Genomic DNA, 16,974 nt, shown 5'->3' on the forward strand with positions numbered 1-16,974 from the left:
GCCACTCCATCACACCTTGAGTGCCAATAGCGCAGCTTTCAGATCCTCCATTTCCGATACGTGCAGGAAGTCGACCAGCCGATCACCTTGGGCGTGGTCGACACCGAGTAACCGGTACAGGTCTGCTTTGCGCATGTCCCGCTTTACTATCTCGTTCCACAACTCAATCTTCGCCACAGTGACCGCCGGCAGCCGGACAACGTGTTCATTCTCCAGTGCGGAGGATGCCTGCGGGATAGAGCGACGTTCGTCAACGTACAGCGAGAGCGTCGTTTCGATTGCGTCCACAGCTTCACTGATTGCGTGCTCGCGGTTATCGCCGAAACTATTGAGCTGTGGTAAATCCCGACAGAACACGGCCACACCGGTGGCGTCCTGATCAAAGCGTATTGCGAAGTCGTACATGATCACTCCTTCTGGGGGTGGTGAGTTTCAATTCTGACCGAAAGATATAGACCGAAAAGATAGACCGAAAAGGAGATGTGTGGACGGTTCTGCTTCTCACCTGAAATGGTTTATTTTTTGATCCTGAATCACCCTTATTGGTATTTTTTTCTTATTTTTTTAAACCCGTTTGACCCCTTTGTTGCGCATACGGCGCTCACCGACGAACACGCCGGGCGTGTAGTCGAGCTTTTCGCTGACGTCTTCGCCAATACGCTTAAAGTTGAAGTTCTTTATCGGGACGCTCGAGGCCTGAAGCAACAGCGCAGCCAGGCTGCGCCGTTGTGCTGAGTCGAGCAATTGCGACCCCTGTTGCTGGCCCGGCCAGACTAATCGGCCTTGGTACAGGCAGCGTGCCGCCGACCAGATACATCCGGCCTCAGTCAGCCGCACTTACTTGAGCGGATCGATCTGATCCAGCACCCGGTTTGCCGTGATTTCGGCCAGCATGATGCTGTTGGATATGCCCAACAGGGCATTGCGCGATCCGCCGTCCAGATGATCCACCAGGTGATGAACCATCACATCAACCGAGGCCAGCGTTTCGACCAGATAAACCACGAGGGTTTCGGTCGTAGCCTCTGGGTCGACGGTAAACAGAGTGCTGGGTGTACGCGGGGTGGCTTTGATGTCGGCAACTGAGGGGATTGGAAAGTCGAAGGACTGTTCGGCGGACTCGCCGAGTTTGTTTAAATCAGATTCATGCGTGGAGACTGGATCGGTTTCTGGCGGGTTTGGAGAGGGCTTCTTCATGTTCTGAGTTTTCCTGATGGTTGCCAATCCTCCTGCTGCTAAACGAGGAGGGTGGCAGCTGCACGCAGGTTAGCAGACCGGGAAACTCAGAAATCCGGCGCGCCCGAGGACGCCCTACGTACAGCCACCATCAAGTACAGGCGATTAAATACCTGCATGACAGATGCACGCACATCCGAGTTGTCGCGGGCTGCTAAACCCGATCACTGATGGGCAGTGACGGGAATCAAGTTACCGGGCGGCTCGGGGGCGTACAAGCCGGCGGATTCTGGCGTACCTGTAGGCAATGACGCAAGATCTTGTAGCTTTCAGGAGGTAAGCAGTAGGACGCTTAAACGCGCGCCTTGCATGGATGTTTAATTCGCGAGCGAACAAGACAAATCCCCTGATTTCTGCACTCGCTCCGCCGATACAGCGCCAGGATCATTACTTTGTCGGCGTGCAGTCGGGATGGAATATTGTAGCTTTCAGGAAGTAAGCGGTAGGACGCTCAAACACTCGTCTTGCGGGGAAGTTTCATGTTTCGAACAAACCACGACGGCTTGCGAACTACTAGATGCAAATGGCCGTAACGGAGACGGATTTTCGTATGAGCGGGTAGGGGAAGCCGTGGTTAACGTACTCAACCTCCAATTACGCCTTCACCCTCGCCAGGCATTTTCAGTTCACAAGCTCTTCATTCCCTCGCCTGAACGAAGAGCCTGGTGATCATCAGCGCACAAACTACGCGCCTGAGTATCGGGCAGCTTCACCTTTTGCCGGCCACTCGTCCTCGTCGGCTTTTTCGCCACCTTCAGCCTGCCGCGTGGGTTCGTCTGAGCCGCTTTCCCATTCGCCAGAGACGGGGTCAACAGTGCCCGCAGCAGACGGCTGCTCTTCTTCCTGAAGCTGTTCTCGGGCGAGCAGCCAATAATGTACTTCAGCGCCATCAGGACGAGCATCCCTTTCCCACAATTCATAAGCTCGTTGCCGGATTTTCGATTCGTCAATCATGGTCATTCCTCCTGTGATCGAGCGTTTCCATTGCTCGGAATGCGTGGCAATGTTCCATAGATTAGGGGCTGCCCTGGGTCGTAAAGGTTCAAAAAAAACCCGCCGGAGATTGGCGGGTTTCAGATGGAGGCGTTTCACGCAGGCTCAAAGGTCCCGAAGCAACACCGTCTTGCCGAGGTTTTTGAATACTTGTACATATTGCCTGCGCCAGTTGTCCCGCCAATACGCCGCATCAGGAAAGGTGCCGTCCGACGACCTGGCCGCCAGGACGTCGCTTGCAACGACTTCTTCGGGCTGTTGCTGGCTCAGCATGGGGAAGGCCATGTAGGCTTTGAAATGCTTTGAATAAATCTTGTCGATGGCGATCCCGGTGTAGGGGGCATGTGCCAGCAGTTGTTCGCACGCGCTATTGGACAGAATGTAGGCATGGGTGCCCTTGGCACGTACCCGGGCTATTCCCCTGTGCCAGGTCAACCAGACTTTCCCCAGGTTTGCTCCCAGGTAGAACAGTCCAGGGTCTTTCCGGTTCATGAAGGCATTCATTTGACGCAGCTGGTCCGGTTTGAATGCAACAAGGGTCGCGTCGTCTTCGAGGACCAGAATACGTCGATAATTACGCTCCAGGGCCATCCTCGCGCATTTGATGTGGGAGTCGAAACAGCCTCGTTCGGGGCTCTCGTTGTCGCGGTCCACTATCAGAAACTCGATGTTCAGCCCACTGCCTTCGAACTCACGGGCCAAGAGCTCCCGGCGATCGGTCCGACCCCGGAGACTGATGCAGAAAACGCCATCGATCTGTAGTTGACTCATATCCTTTTTCTTTGACAACTCATTCTCCACAGCTTCATCGAACGGAACCAGCCGCCAAGCATATCGCTATCCATCGTCGGGCACTGATAAAGCAGCTCAATGGTAGCGAGCCAAAAATTATTTGACATATGTTATTTGTGATCACATATTGGGCCCACAAGAACGTCCAATGTGAGCCATTACTCATGACAGATCGCCCAACCCTCCTGCCCACTCTGCGTCAGGTTTCCCGCGATACCCTGCAGGATCAGGTCTACCGTCAGATCCGCGAAGCGCTGATGAGCGGCCGTTTCCAGCCAGGTCAGAAGCTGACCATCCGCGGTCTCGCCGAGGCGCTGGGTTCCAGCCCGATGCCCGTGCGCGAAGCGCTGAACCGCCTCAGTGCCGAAAACGCCTTCGAAGTCACCGAAACCTCCCGTTTGCGTGTGCGCATGATGACCCCCGATCGCCTGCGGGAAATCCGCGACGCCCGGGTGGCGCTCGAAGGTCTGCTGGCCGAGAAGGCCGTTCTGCTGCTCAACGACGCCGACCTTAAAGACATCAGCCACCTGTGTGACCAGATGCAGCAAGCCGCCGACAGTGTCGATGTGGCCCGTTATCTGTGGACCAACTTTGCCTTCCACCGGCGCATCTATGCGGTGGCCAAAGCTGAGCTGACCATCGCGGCGGTGGAAAATTTCTGGCTGCACATGGGCCCCTGTTTTGCGCTTGTCGCACCGGACAGGGCGCACCTGCAGCGCTCGATGGAAGCGCACAACCGGATCGTCGAGGCCCTGGCCGCGCGCGATGGGGCTGCGGCCCGGGCGGCGGTCACCGACGACATCATGCAGGCGGCCGACTCCCTGGCACGCCTGATCGTCAAGGGCGACCGTTCGAAGTCGCCAGTTTCTGGAGTGAAGAAAGCATGAGCGTTCTCAATCGACTGATTCCCTACACCGGCCTGCGGGTGTTGATCTCTGGTGGCGCAGCCGGGATCGGCGAAGTGCTGGCAGCGGCTTACATGGAGGCGGGTGCGAAAGTGCATGTGTGTGACGTCAGCGAGGCCGCCCTTGCTGCGTTTCGCGACCGTTATCCGCACAGCGTCGCCACCCGTGCCGACGTGGGTGACCCGGCGCAGATCGAAGCGGTGTTCAAGGTTCAGCGCGAACAGTTCGGTGGCCTTGATGTCCTGGTCAACAACGCCGGGATCGCCGGGCCGACCGCCGGGATCGATGCGATCACCGACGAGGAATGGCAGCGCACCATCGACATCAACCTCACCGGGCAATACCGCTTTGCCCATCACGCGGTGCCACTGCTCAAGGCGTCACCCAACGCGCATCTGATCCACATCGCGTCGGTGGCCGGTCGCCTGGGTTACGCCTGGCGTACACCCTATGCCGCGACCAAGTGGGCCATCATCGGCCTGATGAAATCCCTGGCGTCCGAGTTGGGTGAAAGCGACATCCGCGTCAACGCCTTGCTGCCCGGCATCGTCGAAGGCCCGCGCATGGACGGGGTGATTCGCGCCCGCGCCGAGCAGATGAACGTGCCTGAAGCCGAGATGCGTGAGGAGTACCTGAAGAAGATCTCGCTCAAACGCATGGTCACCGCCGAGGACGTCGCCGCCATGGCGCTGTTCCTGTGTTCCCCCGCCGCACGCAACGTGACCGGCCAGGCCATCAGTGTGGATGGCAACGTCGAGTACCTCTAAGCGTCTCGACTTCAGTGACACCAACGGCCGGACATAATCCGCGTCGAGTGACCCCAACAACTTTCTCGCCAAGAACAAGAACGGAGAACACTCATGTCCAAAAATCGCCCGATCATCATCACCTGCGCCGTCACTGGCGCCATTCATACGCCGTCGATGTCGCCGCACTTGCCGATCACGCCGCAGGAAATCGCCGACGCCGCGATCGGTGCCGCCGAGGCCGGCGCATCGATTGTGCACCTGCATGCCCGCGATCCAATCGATGGGCGGCCGAGTCAGGATGTCGACCTGTTCCGTCAGTTCCTGCCGCAGATCAAGGCCAAGAGTGATGTGGTGATCAACATCACCACCGGCGGCGCGCCGACCATGGGCGTGGAAGAACGCCTGCAGCCTGTGGCACAACTCAAGCCGGAACTGGCATCGCTGAACATGGGGTCGATGAACTTCGGGCTTTACGAAATGCTCGATCGTTTCACCGAGTTCAAGCACGACTGGGAGCGGCCATACCTGGCCGAGAGTGACGACCGGATCTTCCGTAATACCTTCCGCGACATCGCCCATATTCTCAACGCCTGCGCCGAGAATCGCACCCGCTTTGAAATTGAGTGCTACGACATCGGCCATCTGTATACCGCCGCGCACTTCCTGCAGCGCGGGTTGCTCAAGGCGCCGATTTTCATTCAGTCGGTGTTCGGACTGCGCGGAGGCATTGGCGGGCATCCTGAAGACCTGGCGCACATGCGCCGTACGGCCGACCGCCTGTTCGGAGACGCTTACCAATGGTCGATTCTGGGCGCCGGCCGCAATCAGATTCCGCTGGGTACCATGGGCCTGTCGATGGGCAGCCATGTGCGCGTCGGCCTTGAGGATTCGCTGTGGGACGGGCCTGGCAAACTGGCCGCGTCCAACGCCGATCAGGTCAAGCGTATTCGCACGGTGATCGAAGCCCTGGGCGGGCGCGTGGCGACCCCGGATGAGGCGCGGGAAATGCTCGATCTCAAGGGCAAGGACCAGGTCGATTTTTAACAGCGTTTACATGAGGGCGCAGGCCTTGGTGGCCGGCGCCTGCTGTTGACGGCGAAGCCTGTCCTCTCCATAAAAACAGTCAGCTCAGTTTTTTTGCTCACGGCGGCCAGCGTTGCCGTGACTTCTCTACAGCTGTAGCTGCAAGAGGTTTGCGCGATGACAATAACAAGAAACATCGAAATACCTGATGCCCCCCGCGACGCGGCGACGTTGAACAAGTTGATGTTCGTCAAGCTGATGCCGTTGCTGATTGCGGCCTACGTGCTGAGCTTTCTTGACCGGACCAACATCGCGTTGGCCAAGCATCAACTGGATATCGACCTGGGCATTTCCGCTGCCGCCTACGGGTTGGGCGCCGGGCTGTTCTTTCTCACCTACGCACTGTCGGAAGTGCCCAGCAACCTGATCATGCACAAGGTCGGCGCGCGCTTCTGGATTGCGCGGATCATGGTCACCTGGGGTCTGATTTCTGCGGCGATGGCGTTTGTCCAGGGCGAAACGTCGTTCTACGTGTTGCGCCTGCTGCTGGGCATTGCCGAAGCGGGTCTGTTCCCTGGCGTCATGCTGTACCTGACGTACTGGTTCGGCCGCGAACAACGGGCCAGGGCCACCGGTTATTTTCTGTTGGGCGTGTGTTTTGCCAACATCATTGGCGGGCCGCTGGGGGCCGCGCTCATGCAGCTGGACGGTGTGTGGGGCTGGCGTGGCTGGCAGTGGATGTTCATGCTCGAAGGCCTGCCTGCGGTGTTCTTCGCCATGGTGGTCTGGAAAAAATTGCCGGACCGTCCAAGCAAGGCGCCTTGGCTGAGCGCCGCCGAAGCCGAGCAGATCGAGCGGCGGTTGGCCGCTGAAGCGGAGGAGGGCGCAGGCGCCGGCGGTCACTCGTTCAAACAATGCCTGACCCCGCAGATCCTGTTGGCGATCCTGGTCTATTTCTGCCACCAGATCACGATCTACACGGTGATCTTTTTCCTGCCCGGCATCATCGGCAAATACGGCGAGCTGAGTACCTTGCAGATCGGCTTGCTGACCTCCCTGCCTTGGCTGGCGGCGGCAGCGGGCGCGATCGCATTGCCTCGATTTGCCACCACCCCGGCGCGTGCCCGGCACATGCTGGTAGCGGGGTTGCTGACCATGGCCGCAGGCCTGGGAATCGCCTCGCTGGCGGGACCGGTGATCAGTCTGCTGGGCTTCTGTATATCGGCGGTGATGTTCTTCGTCGTGCAGTCGATCATCTTTCTCTACCCCGCTTCGCGACTCAAGGGCGCCGCGCTCGCGGGAGGGTTGGGATTCGTCAACTCGTGCGGCCTGCTGGGCGGTTTTGTCGGCCCCTCCGTGATGGGGTTGATCGAACAAAGCACCGGCAATGCCATGAACGGCATGAAAATCGTGGCGATTATCCTGGTGCTCGCGGCGATTGCGGCATTGCGTTTGCGCCAGGGCCATGAGCAGAAGGTGGGTAAACAACGGCTGCAAAGTCGGCGACAGCCTGTATGAGTGCGCGGTGACAACGATGCTGCCCGCGTCAAATGAAGCGTAAAAAACTGCCCCGGATGACTCCGGGGCAGTTTTTTTGTGCCTGCGTACTTACCGAGGATTAAAGAGCCGCCTGCGGATTACGCCCGAATACCCGGCTGTATTCGGCTTTGGCGGTCTGCTCGGTAAACTCTCCCGACCATTTGGACACCACCACTGTCGCCACGCTGTTGCCGATGGTGTTGCAGGTGGCGATGGCCATGGACATGAAGCGGTAGACGCCGAACAGCAAGGCCAGCCCCTCCACCGGCAGCACCCCGATGGCCGTGACCGTCGCGGCAAACACCACGAAGCTGCCACCGGACACCGCCGCTGCACCTTTGGACGTCACCAGCATGATGGCGATGGTGCCCAGTTGTTGCTCCCAGCTCATCGGCACGCCATAGGCATTGGCGATGAACAGCACGCACAGCGACATGTAGATCGACGTGCCATCGAGGTTGAAAGCGTACCCCGTTGGCAGCACCAGCCCGACGCTCTGCTTGGAGCAGCCGAACTTTTCGAGTTTTTGCAGCAGTCGTGGCAGGGCGCTTTCCGACGAAGCCGTGCCCAGCACGATGAAAATCTCATCCTTGATGTACTTCAGGAATCGCCACAGGCTGAAACCTGAAATACGGCAGACCACGCCCAATACCACGAAGATGAAGAACGCTATGCAGACGTAGAACATCAGCACCAGGTTGGCCAATGACATCAGCACGGCAGTGCCATTGGCACCTACGGCATAGGCCACGGAACCAAAGGCACCAAGCGGGGCGAACTTCATGATCAGGTTGATGAACTCGAAGAAGCACTCGGAGATCCGGCTCAAGCCGTCTTCGATGACGCTGCGACGCTCGGGTTTCAGCGCGAGCAAGGCGAAACCGAACAGCACCGAAATCACCAGCACTTGCAGCAGTTGGCCACCGGCAAACGCACCGACGAAATTGTCCGGGAAAATCCCATAGATGAAGTCCATGGTCGACGCCGGCGCGTGGCCCTTGGAAACGGCAGCGCTGGCCGCTGCGGCGGCGGCACTGCTGGGGTGCGCGTCATGCATGCCGGAGCCGATGTTCAGCAGGTTGCCCCACAGCAGGCCGAGGGCCAGGGCAATAGTGGACACGACTTCAAAATAGATCAGCGCCCGCAAACCGACCTTGCCGACACGCTTGATATCGCCCGCCGAGGCAATGCCGTGGACGACGGTGAAAAACACCAGGGGCGCGACGGCGGTCTTGATCAGCTTGAGAAAGATATCGCCGAGGATCTTGAACTTGGCGGCCAGTTCCGGGGCCAGGAAGCCGAAGGCAATCCCCAGCACCATGGCGGCGATGACCTGAAAGGTCAGATCCTTGTAGAACGGCTTTTTGTTAACGGTGGTCATGTCTGCGATCTCGTTGTTGTTTTTGGCGAGCTGCGGGCAGAAGGGCTCGATTTTTTCGAGCCCCATGAGGATCAGCGTTTAACCGAGCCCTCTCGCGCCAGGGCGATGTCGACCATCTGCGGGGCAAGACCCAGGTAATTGGCCGGATCGGTCAGGCGCTTGAGTTCCTTGATATCCAGTTGCGCCGTGGCTTCGCCTTGAGCGAGCAAGGCGTCGAGCAGGCTGGTGCCTTCGTCATTGGCCATGCGGCAGGCGGCATACACCACGTCATGGGCCACCTGGCGGCCCAGCGCCGGTGCGAGTCCCATCATCACGGCTTCAGCGACGATCAGGCCCTGGGTCATGTCGAGGTTCTTGCGCATGCGTTCGGTGCGCACTTCCAGCCCGGCGAGCATGAACTTCGCCTGACCGAGAGACGCCGCGCTCAATGCGAAGGCTTCGGGAATGGCGATCCACTCGGCCTGCCAGGGGCCGGTGGAACGCTCGAAGTCCTGGATCATGGCGTCGAGCATCAGACCGGCGTGCTGGCGGACACCCTTGGCCGCGGCGTACATCAATTCGCAGGAAATCGGATTGCGTTTCTGCGGCATGGTGCTGCTGGCACCCCGACCCTTGACGAAGGGTTCGTACACTTCGCCCAACTCGCTGGTCATCATCATCATAACGTCCAGGGCGACTTTGCCCAGGGAGCCGGTGACCAGCCCGAGGAAGTTCAGGGTTTCGGCAAGCCCGTCCCGGGCCACGTGCCACGTGGCCTGCGGTATGCCCAGGCCGAGCTCGGCCATCAAGGCTTCCTGGACTTCCAGGCCTTTGTCGCCCAGCGAAGCCAGTGTGCCCGCCGCACCGGCGAACTGGCCGATTTCCACCCGTGGACGCAGCTCCACCAGGCGTTCGGCATGACGGTCGAACATGCTCAGCCAGACCGCGCATTTGTAGCCGAAGGTGATCGGCAGCGCGTGTTGCAGATGGGTGCGGCCGGCCATCGGCGTATCGCGGTAGCGCCGGGCAAGGTCGGCGAGCAGACCGCGGACGGCCTGGATATCGCGCTCGACGATCGCCAGCGCAGCGCGTACCTGCAGCACGACGGCGGTGTCCATGATGTCCTGAGTGGTAGCGCCCCAGTGCACGTAGCGCCCGGCTTCACCACAGGTTTTCGACAGTTGTTCCACCAGCGGCAGAATCGGGTAGCCGACGATCTCCGTCTCGTGCTGCATGAGGGCCATGTCGAGCGAGGCGTAGGTCGCGAGTTCTGCGATTTGCTCGGCAGCTTCGCTGGGGATCACGCCGCAACGTGCTTCGGCCCGGGCCAGGGCCACTTCCACTTCGATGTAGCGTTCAATCAAAGCCTTGTCGGAAAACACGCCACGCATCTCGGCAGTGCCGAACATGTCGCGGAAGAGGACGGAGTCGAAAACGGTGCTGGACATGAGGTCATCCCGAATATGTTTGTTATTGATCGGACATATTCAATATGTCCGTACATAATTCTTACGTGCTCGCTGATACACTGTCAACTCGGTAAATCCTCGGGACTGATGAAAGGTATGAACCAGACGCGCTATGCGGTCGTTGCAAAAGACTTGCTGGAGGGGATTTCCAGCGGGCGCTACCCGGTCGGGACGCTATTGCCCACCGAGTTCGAGCTGTGCGAACTCTATGACGTGAGCCGACACACGGTCCGCGCGGCCATTACTCAATTGCAGAATCAGGGACTGGTTTCCCGGCGCAAAAGGGTCGGTACCCGCGTTGAAGCGTCCACACCCAAGGGCGGTTATTCACAATCGCTGGCCTCGGTCTCCGACCTGGTGCACCTGGCCGAAACCCAGGTCCGCAGCATCCAGAGCGTGCATCACTTCGTGGCCGATATTGCCTTGGCCAAGCGCTTGGGGCTGGAACCCGGCGAGCATTACTTTTGCGTGTCGAGCATTCGGGTCGACCAGGAAAACCTGCACGCGCCGCTGTGCTGGACTGATGTCTACGCCCAGGACATTTATTCAGAGGTGATCGAATTGGCCGAGCAGCATCCGGACGAGTTGATTGCCGCGCTGATCGAGCAACACTACGGCCGGCACATCGAGGTGGTGGATCAGCAGGTACGCGCGGTGTTGCTGACACCGGGCATTGCCAAGAGCCTGAACGCCGAAACCGGCTCTCCAGGGTTGAACATCATTCGCCAGTACCGTGACGAGGAGGGGGGTTTGATGGTCGTGTCGGAAACGGTCCATCCCGAGGACAGGTTTACGTTGGTCACTCAGATGAAGCGAGAAAAAAGCACGAGCGCCTGAACCGTTCTTCCGGCCAGCGCTTTACCTCGCATACGGAAAATCATATATTCGTTAAACCGTATATTAGCCAGGCACAGAGCACAACGATATGACTATCAAAGTTGGCATCAATGGTTTTGGCCGGATCGGTCGACTTGCTCTGCGCGCCGCCTGGCGTTGGCCAGCGTTCGAGTTCGTGCAGATCAACGATCCGGCAGGTGACGCGGCGACCCATGCGCACCTGCTGAACTTCGACTCGGTGCATGGCCGCTGGCATGGCCAGGCCGATTCCGAAGGCGACAACATTGTCATCGACGGCAAACGAATCAAGGTCACGGCCAACAAGGCGATTGCCGACACCGATTGGTCGGGCTGCGACCTGGTGATTGAGGCCAGCGGCAAGATGAAGACCGTCGCCGTGCTTCAGGCTTATCTCGACCAGGGCGTAAAGCACGTGGTGGTCAGCGCCCCGGTGAAGGAAGAAGGCGCGCTGAACATCGTCATGGGCGTCAATCATCAGCTGTTCAATGCGGCGGAACATCGCATTGTCACGGCGGCGTCATGCACCACCAACTGCCTGGCGCCAGTTGTCAAAGTCATCCACGAGAAGCTGGGCATTCGCCACGGTTCGATCACCACCATCCACGACCTGACCAATACGCAGAGCATCCTCGATCAGCCGCACAAGGATCTGCGCCGTGCACGTGCTTCAGGGATGAGCCTGATTCCAACCAGTACCGGCTCGGCCACCGCCATCGCCGAAATTTTCCCGGAGCTGCGCGGGCGCCTCAATGGTCACGCCGTACGCGTGCCGCTGGCCAACGCTTCGCTGACGGACTGCGTCTTCGAGGTCGAGCGGGCCACCACTGTCGAAGAGGTCAATTGGTTTCTCAAGGAGGCCTCCGAGAACGAGCTCAAAGACATCCTCGGTTTTGAAGAGCGTCCACTGGTGTCCATCGACTACCGTACCGATCCGCGCTCATCGATCATCGATGCGCTGTCGACCATGGTCATCAACGGCACCCAGGTCAAACTCTATGCCTGGTACGACAACGAGTGGGGTTATGCCAACCGCACCGTCGAACTGGCCAGGATGGTCGGTCTGGCAGTCTGAGGAGCGGTCATGAAAGCGTTGTCCGCCCTTGCTCCGGAAGTGCGGCAGTACTTGCTCGTCACGGGCAACTACTGGGCCTTCACCCTCACCGATGGCGCTTTGCGCATGTTGGTGGTGTTGCACTTTCACGCGTTGGGCTACAGCCCACTGCAAATCGCGGCGTTGTTTCTGTTCTATGAACTCTTTGGCGTGATCACCAATCTTGTGGGTGGCTACCTCGGCGCTCGGCTGGGTCTGAACCGAACCATGAACATCGGGCTGGGCATCCAGGTCGCGGCGCTGTTGATGCTGACCGTGCCGGTCGCCTGGTTGACCATCCCGTGGGTGATGGGCGCTCAGGCGCTGTCGGGCATTGCCAAAGACCTGAACAAGATGAGTGCCAAAAGCTCCATCAAGCTTCTGGTTCCTGACGGGCAGCAGGGCAAGCTTTACCAGTGGGTAGCGATCCTCACCGGCTCGAAGAACGCACTCAAGGGTGTCGGCTTTTTTCTCGGTGGAGCCTTGCTGGCATTGCTCGGCTTCAAAGGTGCCTTGCTGGTCATGGCGGGTGTCCTGGCGTTGATCTGGATCGGCAGCCTGATCCTGTTGAGCAAGGACCTGGGCAAAGCGAAAGCCAAGCCAAGGTTTCGCGACATCCTGTCCAAGAGCCGGGCGATCAATATCCTCTCGGCAGCGCGAATGTTCCTCTTCGGCGCCCGCGATGTCTGGTTTGTCGTGGCCTTGCCGGTGTACTTGAGCAGTGTGTTCGGCTGGGACTTCTGGGAGGTTGGCGGCTTTCTTGCAGCCTGGGTGATCGGCTACGGCATCGTGCAGTCCGTGGCGCCTGGCATCACGGGAAAGAAACGTGGTCATGTACCGGATGGTCGCGCGGCATTTCTGTGGGCACTTGCACTGGCGGGTCTCCCGGCGGCGATCGCTCTCGGGCTGAACACCGAACTGTCGCCACAGGTGGTGCTGCTCGGCGGGTTGATGGCTTTTGGTGCATTGTTCGCAGTGAACTCGTCGCTGCACAGCTACCTGATAGTGTCCTACGCCAAGGAAGATGGCGTGTCGCTGGATGTGGGTTTTTACTACATGTCCAACGCCATGGGCCGCCTGATCGGCACGGTGCTCTCCGGCTGGGTTTATCAGGTGCATGGGCTGGGCGCGTGCTTATGGATATCGAGCGCATTCGTGCTGGTCGCTGCGTTGATTTCCATCGGGCTGCCGAGACATGCCGTGTAGCGCTGGCGGGTGTTTTATTGCCGCCCAATCCGCGGGCAAGAGCCTGAACCAGTGGGCTGACGAAGTGTTCGAACGTGCCTCGCACGCGTGATGCCAGACAGAAAAAAGCCCGCAAGGGCGGGCTCTTTATTGGGGTCAAATCCTTTTGTACGCTCAATGTGCGCCTTGAGTTGTGAATGCCTTGTGAAAAGGGTGTCGCGAAAACGGAAAAACCCGGCATCAGGCCGGGTTTTCTCAACAAGTGAGCATTATTGCCCTGGCATTGTCCAGGATCCCAGCGTGTAGCCCTCCTGGTTCAACTTGGCGCGCACCTCTTCCAACACGCTTTCCAGCTGCGCCGGGTCGGAATAGGCACTGCTTGGAATCTGCTTGCGACAAATACGCGTGCTGGCCCGGTCGACGACGGTCAGGCTCAGTTCGCCATTACCGTCTTGCGGAGCCCAGGCGATACATTGAAAAGGTTCGAATGCGTGACCCGCAATCAAAAGTGCTTCGTTGATGCGGAGCGGGGTGCTCATGGGGTCGTCTCTCCTTGTACCCAAACAAATGATGTGCATACGGTTGGGTGCTGATTTCTGCTTATTTTTTTTGTGCTGCAGGAAAGTAGATTGTTCGGTATCGAAGGGCCGCGCGGAAGTGTTTGAAGGTGACGTTCCCCTGTCCATCGGTGCCAGTTTGAGCCGGGCACGATCAACGGTCCGTCGACCAAAGCGTTGTTGCTGAAAACATCGAAGAATTGACTGCGTATCGCTGCTGGCATGCACGAAAAGGTGACCACGAAAAGGTGACGGATCTATTTTCGAAAAGGTGACGGATCTATTTTTTCGCAGAGGTGACAACCACAGGCAGCCGCACCCATCCCGGACCTGCCTATTGCGACAAGCGTTCCATGACCACTTGCAGCCGACCATCCCGATCGAGATGGTAGCGTTGTAGATCCTGCGCGAGGATCAACTGGCCCGTGAAACAGGCCGCTGCTTCCTCGTGGATATCGCCAATGAACGGGCTTTGCCCGGGATTGGATTGATAGCGCGCACTGAAGTGGGTAAGCACCAGGTTCGGTATACCCGCCGACTCGGCAAAGCGCGCGACGGCGGCGGCGCTGCTGTGGCCGTAACTCTCGCGGGTGCGATCAATCAATGACTGGCAGAAGGTGGCCTCGTGCACGAGCACGTCCGCGCCTGGAACCACCTTGGCCAGCAGGTCGGGGGTGTCGTTATCGCCACAGATAATGAAGCGTTGTCCGGGTCGCGCCGGGCATAAATAGTCCTGCGCACGCAGCAGGCGTCCGGCATGCTCGACCTCACGTCCATGCGCCAGCTCACCCCAGATCGGGCCGCGAGGTATGCCTTCGGCTTCCAGGCGTTGCACATCCAGGCGCGGGTCAGGATTGGATTCGGCAAATAGGTAGCCATGAGAGGGAACACGATGAGACAGGGCAACGGTGTCGACCTGGACATGGCCGTTTCGCCAGCCATTCAAGGTTTCGCTTGCATGCAAGCGCACCTCGAAGGACAGGCACGACCTGCTGGCGCTCAGGCTGAGGCGCACCCAGTCATGCAGCGCAACCGGCAACACGATATCGAGCGGTTCCAGGCGCCCCGACATGCCGGCCGTGGCGAGCAGCCCGGGTAAGCCGAAGCAATGATCGCCGTGTACATGGGTTATGAAGCACCCGCGAAGGTTTTTTAACGTCAAGGGTGTGCGTAGCAGTTGATGCTGGGTGGCTTCGCCGCAATCCACCAGGTACCAGCCCTTGCCTGAGGACTCGATGAGCGCGGTGCCACTCACATTTCGATTTCGGGTAGGGGCGCCTGCTGAAGTACCAAGAAATATGAGATCCATGGCCGATCCTTCCTTCAGGCAGTTGATCTGACAAACAGCCAGAGGCACTGAAAAAAATCACGATTTCTACCTCCGGCATGCGTTCGACACCAGTGATATGAGTTTGGCTCTAAGTGACTTTCCGTCACTTTTTTTTCGCGTCTGCAGGCGGCGGGCCTGTTCCGTTTGTCGTATCGACGAGACGAAAACTTAGGGTGACGATCCAAAGTAAGTCACTATTTTTTGTCTCAGGAGATTGGCCATGACCAAACGACAAGAAACCCATCACGGCTTTTCCGACGACCCGCAAAAAGTCAAAGAGGCGGGACGCAAAGGCGAGCCAAAGGCCAATGTAGCCATCGATAAGGCAGAGAAAGCCCGGATCGGTGGACAGCACAGTCATGGAGGGACACGCGGAGAAAAATGATCTCTGCTCGACCTGCTGACAGGCTCCAGTCAGCAGGTCGGTGGCCTCAAGACACGGCTCAGCCTTGCAGATACACCGCATGGGTATGGGTGTATTCATACAGCCCGTGCTTGCCATCCGCGCCGCCGATGCCTGACTTGCGCACGCCAGCGTGGAATCCTTGCATCGCTTCGAAGTTCTCGCGATTGACGTAGGTTTCGCCAAAATCCAGCTCGCGCATCGCTTGCAGGGTTTTGTTCAGGTCGCGGGTGTAGATCGACGAGGTCAGGCCATAGTCGCAGTCGTTGGCCAGGGCGATGGCTTCGTCGAGGTCGTCGATGATCTGGATCGGCAGCACCGGGCCGAAAATCTCTTCGCGCATGATCTCCATGTCGGCACGGCAGCCGGCCAGCACCGTGGGCTGGAAGTGAAAGCCATTGGGCAGATCGGCAATCTCCCCGCCACTGATCAGACTCGCGCCCTGACTCAACGCGGTGCGGACTTTACGATCGACGCTGTCCAGCCCCTGACGGTTGATCAGCGGGCCCATTTCGATATCCGGCTGGGCGATCGGATCACCGTAGCGGGTCGCGCTCATCGCCGCCGCGATGCGCTCGATAAACTGATCGGCGACCTTACGCTCGACGTACACCCGCTCGGCGCAATTGCACACTTGACCACTGTTGATGATCCGCGAATCGCGGATGGCTTTTACCGCCAGGTCGAGGTCGGCATCCGCCAATACGATGGCCGGCGCCTTGCCGCCCAATTCCAGATTGAGCTTGGTGATGTTCGGCGCCGCGGCGGCCATGATCCGCGAGCCGGTAGCGACACTGCCGGTAAAGCTGATCATGTCCACGCCCTTGTGCGCACTCAATGCCGCGCCGACTCGGCCGTCACCGCAGACCACGTTGAACACGCCGGCCGGCAGGTCGGTTTCGGCGACCAGTCGGGCGAATTCGAAGCAGTTGTTTGGCGTTTCTTCGCTGGGCTTGATCACGATGGTGTTGCCGGTCAGCAGTGCCGGGGCCATCTTGCGGGCGATCAGGAAGAACGGGAAATTCCACGGCAGAATCCCGGCGACCACGCCCAGGGGTTTGCGCAGCAGAAAGATGTTTTCGTTCTGGCGGTCGCTGGTGATGATTTCGCCTTCGATGCGCCGGGCCCATTCGGCCATGTAGTCGAGGTAGTCGGCGGTAAAGTTGACTTCGACTTCTGCAAGGCCACTGACCTTGCCTTGTTCCAGGGTGATGGTGCGCGCCAGGTGGGCGACGTTTTCCCGCAGCTTGGCGGCGATCCGCCGCAGATGCCCGGCGCGTTCGATCGCCGGTTTGCGCGACCAGTCTTTTTGCGCAGCGCGGGCGGCGGCGAGGGCGCGGTCGACGTCGTCGGCCGTCGACGCCGGGACCTTGGACAACAGGGCGCCAGTGGCCGGGTTGATCACGTCGAGATGGGCGGCGCTGGCCACGAATTGGCCGTTGATGAAGTTTTCGTAAACAGGCACGGACGACATTGGGACAACTC

At 59.1% G+C, this 16,974-nt stretch carries 18 protein-coding genes; 8 read left to right on the plus strand and 10 right to left on the minus strand.

What is annotated here, in order from left to right:
* Positions 1–9 precede the first annotated feature (9 nt).
* From PMA3_RS10075 to PMA3_RS10095, 5 genes are all read right to left on the minus strand, one after another.
* A complete protein-coding gene (locus PMA3_RS10075; RefSeq protein ID WP_064676999.1) occupies positions 10–405 on the minus strand; it encodes a type II toxin-antitoxin system HicB family antitoxin in 396 nt (131 codons plus the stop codon).
* 159 nt (positions 406–564) lie between these two features.
* A complete protein-coding gene (locus tag PMA3_RS31675; protein WP_152032251.1) occupies positions 565–744 on the minus strand; it encodes a hypothetical protein in 180 nt (59 codons plus the stop codon).
* A gap of 93 nt (positions 745–837) precedes the next feature.
* Positions 838–1,197: a DUF6124 family protein gene (locus PMA3_RS10085; RefSeq protein ID WP_064677001.1), complete on the minus strand. Its 360-nt coding sequence runs from the start codon at positions 1,195–1,197 to the stop codon at positions 838–840.
* A gap of 723 nt (positions 1,198–1,920) precedes the next feature.
* Positions 1,921–2,190, minus strand: coding sequence for a DUF2934 domain-containing protein (locus tag PMA3_RS10090; RefSeq protein ID WP_161491142.1), 270 nt, complete (start codon positions 2,188–2,190; stop codon positions 1,921–1,923).
* A gap of 144 nt (positions 2,191–2,334) precedes the next feature.
* Positions 2,335–3,000: a glycosyltransferase family 25 protein gene (locus tag PMA3_RS10095; protein WP_064677003.1), complete on the minus strand. Its 666-nt coding sequence runs from the start codon at positions 2,998–3,000 to the stop codon at positions 2,335–2,337.
* A 185-nt stretch (positions 3,001–3,185) separates the two neighbouring features.
* Between PMA3_RS10095 and PMA3_RS10100 the strand changes: the two genes are divergently transcribed.
* The 4 genes from PMA3_RS10100 (at position 3,186) to PMA3_RS10115 (ending at position 7,216) form a co-directional block, all read left to right on the plus strand.
* Entirely contained in the window at positions 3,186–3,908 is a 723-nt protein-coding gene (locus PMA3_RS10100) for a GntR family transcriptional regulator (RefSeq protein WP_064677004.1), read from the plus strand.
* Positions 3,905–4,693: an SDR family oxidoreductase gene (locus tag PMA3_RS10105; protein WP_064677005.1), complete on the plus strand. Its 789-nt coding sequence runs from the start codon at positions 3,905–3,907 to the stop codon at positions 4,691–4,693. The genes PMA3_RS10100 and PMA3_RS10105 overlap by 4 nt, the downstream gene beginning before the upstream one ends.
* Before the next feature lie 93 nt (positions 4,694–4,786).
* A complete protein-coding gene (gene kce / locus PMA3_RS10110; protein WP_064677006.1) occupies positions 4,787–5,719 on the plus strand; it encodes a 3,5-dioxohexanoate:acetyl-CoA acetone transferase in 933 nt (310 codons plus the stop codon).
* 156 nt (positions 5,720–5,875) lie between these two features.
* Complete coding sequence (locus PMA3_RS10115; RefSeq protein WP_064677007.1) at positions 5,876–7,216, plus strand: MFS transporter; 1,341 nt, start codon at positions 5,876–5,878, stop codon at positions 7,214–7,216.
* A 100-nt stretch (positions 7,217–7,316) separates the two neighbouring features.
* Here the strand turns inward: PMA3_RS10115 and PMA3_RS10120 are convergent, their stop codons facing one another.
* Together PMA3_RS10120 and PMA3_RS10125 are read right to left on the minus strand one after the other, a co-directional pair.
* Positions 7,317–8,618 (minus strand): cation:dicarboxylate symporter family transporter, encoded by a 1,302-nt coding sequence (locus tag PMA3_RS10120; protein WP_064680663.1) that lies wholly within the window; start codon positions 8,616–8,618, stop codon positions 7,317–7,319.
* 71 nt (positions 8,619–8,689) lie between these two features.
* Positions 8,690–10,045, minus strand: coding sequence for a class-II fumarase/aspartase family protein (locus PMA3_RS10125; protein WP_064677008.1), 1,356 nt, complete (start codon positions 10,043–10,045; stop codon positions 8,690–8,692).
* A 117-nt stretch (positions 10,046–10,162) separates the two neighbouring features.
* On the opposite strand from PMA3_RS10125, the gene PMA3_RS10130 reads away from it, so the two are divergent.
* The 3 genes from PMA3_RS10130 to arsJ all read left to right on the plus strand — a co-directional run bounded on the left by PMA3_RS10130 (position 10,163) and on the right by arsJ (position 13,220).
* Positions 10,163–10,903, plus strand: coding sequence for a GntR family transcriptional regulator (locus PMA3_RS10130; protein ID WP_064677009.1), 741 nt, complete (start codon positions 10,163–10,165; stop codon positions 10,901–10,903).
* An 88-nt stretch (positions 10,904–10,991) separates the two neighbouring features.
* Positions 10,992–11,996, plus strand: a complete 1,005-nt coding sequence (locus tag PMA3_RS10135) for an ArsJ-associated glyceraldehyde-3-phosphate dehydrogenase (protein WP_064677010.1) — start codon at positions 10,992–10,994, stop codon at positions 11,994–11,996.
* 9 nt (positions 11,997–12,005) lie between these two features.
* Positions 12,006–13,220: an organoarsenical effux MFS transporter ArsJ gene (gene arsJ / locus PMA3_RS10140; RefSeq protein ID WP_064677011.1), complete on the plus strand. Its 1,215-nt coding sequence runs from the start codon at positions 12,006–12,008 to the stop codon at positions 13,218–13,220.
* A gap of 248 nt (positions 13,221–13,468) precedes the next feature.
* Here arsJ and PMA3_RS10145 read toward each other — a convergent pair whose 3' ends face one another.
* Both PMA3_RS10145 and PMA3_RS10150 read right to left on the minus strand, forming a co-directional pair.
* Positions 13,469–13,738, minus strand: coding sequence for a hypothetical protein (locus PMA3_RS10145; RefSeq protein ID WP_064677012.1), 270 nt, complete (start codon positions 13,736–13,738; stop codon positions 13,469–13,471).
* 352 nt (positions 13,739–14,090) lie between these two features.
* Positions 14,091–15,065, minus strand: a complete 975-nt coding sequence (locus tag PMA3_RS10150) for an MBL fold metallo-hydrolase (protein ID WP_064677013.1) — start codon at positions 15,063–15,065, stop codon at positions 14,091–14,093.
* A gap of 241 nt (positions 15,066–15,306) precedes the next feature.
* On the opposite strand from PMA3_RS10150, the gene PMA3_RS31685 reads away from it, so the two are divergent.
* A complete protein-coding gene (locus tag PMA3_RS31685) occupies positions 15,307–15,471 on the plus strand; it encodes a KGG domain-containing protein (RefSeq protein ID WP_102136406.1) in 165 nt (54 codons plus the stop codon).
* A gap of 58 nt (positions 15,472–15,529) precedes the next feature.
* Here the strand turns inward: PMA3_RS31685 and aldA are convergent, their stop codons facing one another.
* A complete protein-coding gene (gene aldA / locus PMA3_RS10155; protein WP_064677014.1) occupies positions 15,530–16,963 on the minus strand; it encodes an aldehyde dehydrogenase in 1,434 nt (477 codons plus the stop codon).
* Positions 16,964–16,974: the final 11 nt, after the last annotated feature.

The sequence above is a fragment of the Pseudomonas silesiensis genome (assembly GCF_001661075.1).
Classification (GTDB): domain Bacteria; phylum Pseudomonadota; class Gammaproteobacteria; order Pseudomonadales; family Pseudomonadaceae; genus Aquipseudomonas; species Aquipseudomonas silesiensis.

What these genes read in the sequence shown, in the direction of transcription:
- PMA3_RS10075 (WP_064676999.1), bottom strand. Translation starts at nt 405, where the DNA reads ATGTACGACTTCGCAATACGCTTTGATCAGGACGCCACCGGTGTGGCC.
- PMA3_RS10085 (WP_064677001.1), bottom strand. Translation starts at nt 1,197, where the DNA reads ATGAAGAAGCCCTCTCCAAACCCGCCAGAAACCGATCCAGTCTCCACG.
- PMA3_RS10090 (WP_161491142.1), bottom strand. Translation starts at nt 2,190, where the DNA reads ATGATTGACGAATCGAAAATCCGGCAACGAGCTTATGAATTGTGGGAA.
- PMA3_RS10095 (WP_064677003.1), bottom strand. Translation starts at nt 3,000, where the DNA reads ATGAGTCAACTACAGATCGATGGCGTTTTCTGCATCAGTCTCCGGGGT.
- PMA3_RS10100 (WP_064677004.1), top strand. Translation starts at nt 3,186, where the DNA reads ATGACAGATCGCCCAACCCTCCTGCCCACTCTGCGTCAGGTTTCCCGC.
- PMA3_RS10105 (WP_064677005.1), top strand. Translation starts at nt 3,905, where the DNA reads ATGAGCGTTCTCAATCGACTGATTCCCTACACCGGCCTGCGGGTGTTG.
- kce (WP_064677006.1), top strand. Translation starts at nt 4,787, where the DNA reads ATGTCCAAAAATCGCCCGATCATCATCACCTGCGCCGTCACTGGCGCC.
- PMA3_RS10115 (WP_064677007.1), top strand. Translation starts at nt 5,876, where the DNA reads ATGACAATAACAAGAAACATCGAAATACCTGATGCCCCCCGCGACGCG.
- PMA3_RS10120 (WP_064680663.1), bottom strand. Translation starts at nt 8,618, where the DNA reads ATGACCACCGTTAACAAAAAGCCGTTCTACAAGGATCTGACCTTTCAG.
- PMA3_RS10125 (WP_064677008.1), bottom strand. Translation starts at nt 10,045, where the DNA reads ATGTCCAGCACCGTTTTCGACTCCGTCCTCTTCCGCGACATGTTCGGC.
- PMA3_RS10130 (WP_064677009.1), top strand. Translation starts at nt 10,163, where the DNA reads ATGAACCAGACGCGCTATGCGGTCGTTGCAAAAGACTTGCTGGAGGGG.
- PMA3_RS10135 (WP_064677010.1), top strand. Translation starts at nt 10,992, where the DNA reads ATGACTATCAAAGTTGGCATCAATGGTTTTGGCCGGATCGGTCGACTT.
- arsJ (WP_064677011.1), top strand. Translation starts at nt 12,006, where the DNA reads ATGAAAGCGTTGTCCGCCCTTGCTCCGGAAGTGCGGCAGTACTTGCTC.
- PMA3_RS10145 (WP_064677012.1), bottom strand. Translation starts at nt 13,738, where the DNA reads ATGAGCACCCCGCTCCGCATCAACGAAGCACTTTTGATTGCGGGTCAC.
- PMA3_RS10150 (WP_064677013.1), bottom strand. Translation starts at nt 15,065, where the DNA reads ATGGATCTCATATTTCTTGGTACTTCAGCAGGCGCCCCTACCCGAAAT.
- PMA3_RS31685 (WP_102136406.1), top strand. Translation starts at nt 15,307, where the DNA reads ATGACCAAACGACAAGAAACCCATCACGGCTTTTCCGACGACCCGCAA.
- aldA (WP_064677014.1), bottom strand. Translation starts at nt 16,963, where the DNA reads ATGTCGTCCGTGCCTGTTTACGAAAACTTCATCAACGGCCAATTCGTG.